Genomic DNA, 4,099 nt, shown 5'->3' with positions numbered 1-4,099 from the left:
CGGTGATCTCTACACGCTGCCCATCGAAGGTGGCGAGGCCACTTCGCTGACGCAGGGCCTGGCCTACGATGCGCAGCCTCGCTTCTCTCCGGATGGCCGACAGATCGTGTTCGTGAGCGATCGTAGTGGCGCAGAAAATCTCTGGTTGATGGATGTCGATGGCGCCAATTCGCGTGCGTTGACGACGGACTCGTTCACGCACTTCGTCTCACCCAGTTTCACAGCGGACGGCCAGAGCGTCCTGGTCTCGCGGCACAAGCCTTACACGTACCAAAGCTCCTTCGAGTTGTGGCTGTATCATCGCGACGGCGGGCAGGGCGTGAACATCGTTCCCAGTCTGCCGTCGCCAGGGGCGCCCCAGGATTTGTGGAACAACGCGCTGGGCGCCGTCGCTTCTGTCGACGGGCGTTATTTCTACTACTCATACGCACGGGGCTACTATCCTTTCTATTCGATAGGCGGCGGCGAGGTGCGCTCGATGCCGTATTGGCAAGTGCGGCGACGGGATCGCATGACCGGCGAAGAGTTAGATATCACCACCGCGATTGGCAGCGCCATGCGGCCCGTGCTGTCCCCCGACGGACGGCGATTGGTTTATGGCACGCGCACGCGTGGCTCGACGGACTTGATGATTCGAGATCTACGCTCCGGGAACGAGCGGCTGCTGCTCGCTCGCGTTCAGCGCGATGATCAGGAGTCCGCGAAGAGTACGCTCGATCTACTTCCCGGATACGCATTCACCCCGGACGGCACGCGCCTCATTGCCGCCTTCAACGGTAAGATTCATAGCATCGATGTCGCGAGCGGCACGGCGAGTGTCATTCCGATGACTGTGTCTGTATCGCGCGAGATTGGCCCGGAGTTGCAGACTCAAAGCCGTGTGCCGGAGGGGCCTGTTGTTGCGCGGCTCGTGCAGCGACCCACGTTATCGCCGGACGGCGCGTCGCTCGCGTTCACTGCGTTCGGCCAGTTGTATGTAAAGGCGCTGCCCGACGGAGTGCCGAAGCCGCTAACGACCGGGCCCGCCGGTGGCTATCAGCCGGCTTGGTCCGCCGACGGTCGATGGCTCGTTTATACGACGTGGACCGGCACCGACGGCGGCGCGCTCTGGAAAATTCGTGTCGCGGGCTCGAGCCGTGCCATCCGTCTCACTCACGATGCGGCTTACTATCGCGATCCGGTCTGGTCGCCGGATGGTTCCCGAGTGCTGGCGTTGCGCATGTCGAAGAGCGACTTTGAGCGGGGCAGGGTGGATCTCATGCTGGCCGGTGAAGACGACCCTTCGTCGGCGGTCCATGATGGCGGCACGTCTGCAGGAGCGTCGGCATCCATGGATCTTGCGTGGATAGCGGCCGGAGGTGGCGAGGCGCGCATCATCGCCGCCGCGCCCGGGTTGATGCGGCCCCATTTCGGTCCCGATGCCGACCGCGTTTATCTGTCTTCGGGCTTGGGCTTGGTATCCATGCGCGTGGATGGCACCGAGCGTCGCGCTGTGCTGGAGCTCAACCTATCTACTCTGGGCTCGGGCACTGGGATGGAAATGCATCCCATGGTGCTGTTGAGTCCCGATGGCCGGCATGTGCTGGCGCGCGTTCGTGGGCATGCGCATATGTTGCCGATGACCTGGACAGGCGCCGCTCCTCTGGTAATCGACATGGCGGCCGCGCCAGTACCGATTCGACGCTTGGATCAGTATGGCGTGGACGACATTGCTTGGAATCAAACAGGAACGATAGCTCTGTGGTCGCTCGGCGCAACGGTGTTTCGTGCGCCACCGATTGCCACTGCAAGTGATCAGTCAGCAGAGGTTGATTCATTCGCGGTGCGCATCGAAAAGCCACGAGCGCGGCCACGCGGCGCCGTTGTATTGAGTGGTGCTCGGGTCATCACGATGAAGGCCGACGAAGTGCTGGAAGATGTGGACGTTCTGATCATCGACAACCGCGTTTCCGCTGTCGGGCCGCGCGGGACGTTACAACTGCCTGCGCAGGTCACGCGAATCGATGTCGCTGGCAAGACGCTGGTCCCAGGCTTTATCGATTTGCACCCACACGCGCTCGCGCTTCGTCGCGGCGTGCTCGACACTCAGGCTTGGCCATTGCAGAGCTACCTCGCGTACGGTGTCACGACCGGGCGGGATCCGCAGACGGAAACCGTCGATGCTCTGACGTACGAAGATCTGACCGAGACTGGCGACGTGCTCGGCTACCGGTCCTTCTCCACTGGGCCGGGGGCATTCACCACCAACAACCTGCAATCGCTGGAAGACGCGTTGGCACTGGTGAAACGCTACCGGGACTTCTATGGCGTGCGCACCATCAAGTCCTATCTCATCGGCAATCGACAACAGCGCCAATGGATGATCGAGGCGGCGCGCCAGTTGAACGTCATGCTCACCACGGAAGGCGGCGGCGACTTCAGGCTCGATCTCACGCATGCGCTGGATGGCATGCAAGGCAATGAGCACGTGTTGCCTTATGCATTTCATGACGATGTCATGCAGTTGTTCAGCCGGACCGGCATCGTCTATACGCCGGCGCTGCTCGAGACGTACAGCGGGGTGTCGGGTTGGAACGCGGGGTATCAGAACGCGTCGCTGTACGACGATGCCAAGCTCCGCCGCTTCTTTCCTCCGGAAGGCCTGACTCGTCGCCGCCGCTCGCTATGGGTGCCGCCAGAGGATCGGTTCACACCGCAACTGGCGCAATCAGCTGCAGCCCTGTTACATGCCGGAGGACGCGTTTGCATCGGTAGCCATGGCAACTTGGCGGGCCTCGGCTATCACTGGAATCTTTGGGCTCTGGCCGATGGCGGAACTACGGCGCACGAAGCGCTGCACGCTGCGACCACCTGCGGCGCGCAGGCGCTGGGCTTCTCGCAGGATCTCGGCAGCATCGAGCCCGGCAAGCTCGCCGACCTCTTGGTTCTAGATGCGAATCCGCTGGACGATATCCGCAACACACAATCGATCCGCTACGTAATGAAGAATGGCGTGCTCTACCAGGGCGACACGCTTCAGGAAGTCTGGCCGAGCGTGCGGCCCGCTCCGCCGTTGTGGTGGCATTGATGCAGTTCGCGTCAGAGCGTTTGTTTCATTGTCGTGTCCTGGTCCGAGATGGAGCAGCGTGCATGCGGACGCTCGTCCAAACCCTGATTTACATTTGAGGCGAGGGGTATGCGTTGACAATTTCGCAGGACGATTGCAACCTTTGGCTACGAAGCAGCTAGGGAAGGCGCATTGAAAATCAATAACAATCGCCTACCCCCTGGGTTCTTTTCTAGCATGGGTGGGTGTCCAATGAAGACGATCGCGAGACTCTTGGCGTTTGGATGGATGCTGGCTGCTGCCGGTACTGCAAGCGCAGGCGGCTGGACCGCCGTGGGAACCATTGATCAAATACATTTTTCAGAAGGTAAGGACGGCATTCTCATCAAACATCAGTTGATGGTGAATCCCGATACCTGCGGCCGGACCGATTATTTCATTCTCAAGCTGTCCGGCAATCTGCTGTTCAAAGAAATGTACTCGACGCTACTGGCGGCGCAGCTGGCTGGGAAGCCGCTGAATTTGTATGTTTCTCAATGTAATTCTCCCGACGGATTTCCGATCATCGTCAATATCATCAGCGCGCCTTGATCGGCGTCATCAAACAATACTCTCATCTTGGCGAGGAACGAGCATGCGTCCTGCAATCGCGATACTGTTTGCTTTCGTATGTGCTGCGACCTTCACTGATGCCCATGCCGCGGGCTGGACGCAGTTCCGGCAGATCACCGAGTTCAATCAGCAGCCTGCTGCAGGTTCAGCATCGGAGATGGTGTACGTTACGCTGGCGGCCGGGTCGAATCCCAGCGGCTGCTCCACCTCGAATGCGTTCCTGTTCGCGCTCACCAATGAGCGTCATAAGCGAATATTCTCGATGCTGCTGGCTGCGAAAATGGCAGGAAACAGCGTCATGCTGTACACGACTGGCACCTGTCACAGTAGCACCGGCGATGCATTGCTGGATGGTGTGGTCATCGAATAGCGCAGAAGGTTTACCGCCTCGGCGGCAGCCTCGCTGCTGCAGGTATGGAAGGGCGTATTGAGGCAACCTTC

Annotated in this window: 3 protein-coding genes; all 3 read left to right on the top strand. The window is 60.2% G+C overall.

What is annotated here, in order from left to right; genetic code table 11:
- Window positions 1–3,067, top strand: a 3,067-nt coding sequence (locus tag JNL55_RS23930) for an amidohydrolase family protein (RefSeq protein WP_293860084.1), incomplete at its 5' end; no start/stop codon positions are given.
- A 231-nt stretch (window positions 3,068–3,298) separates the two neighbouring features.
- Window positions 3,299–3,637 carry a hypothetical protein gene (locus JNL55_RS23925; RefSeq protein ID WP_293860081.1) on the top strand — a complete coding sequence of 113 codons (339 nt, stop codon included), beginning with the start codon at window positions 3,299–3,301 and terminating at the stop codon, window positions 3,635–3,637.
- A gap of 43 nt (window positions 3,638–3,680) precedes the next feature.
- The gene (locus tag JNL55_RS23920; protein ID WP_293860078.1) at window positions 3,681–4,028 is read left to right on the top strand and encodes a hypothetical protein; all 348 of its coding nucleotides are present in this window, start codon (window positions 3,681–3,683) and stop codon (window positions 4,026–4,028) included.
- Window positions 4,029–4,099 lie beyond the last annotated feature (71 nt).

The organism is Steroidobacter sp., assembly GCF_016790065.1.
Lineage (GTDB): Bacteria > Pseudomonadota > Gammaproteobacteria > Steroidobacterales > Steroidobacteraceae > Steroidobacter.
The sequence above is the reverse complement of the archived record's forward strand: the minus strand, read 5'-3'. Positions and strand labels throughout refer to the sequence as shown.

What these genes read in the sequence shown, in the direction of transcription:
- JNL55_RS23920 (WP_293860078.1), top strand. Translation starts at nt 3,681, where the DNA reads ATGCGTCCTGCAATCGCGATACTGTTTGCTTTCGTATGTGCTGCGACC.
- JNL55_RS23925 (WP_293860081.1), top strand. Translation starts at nt 3,299, where the DNA reads ATGAAGACGATCGCGAGACTCTTGGCGTTTGGATGGATGCTGGCTGCT.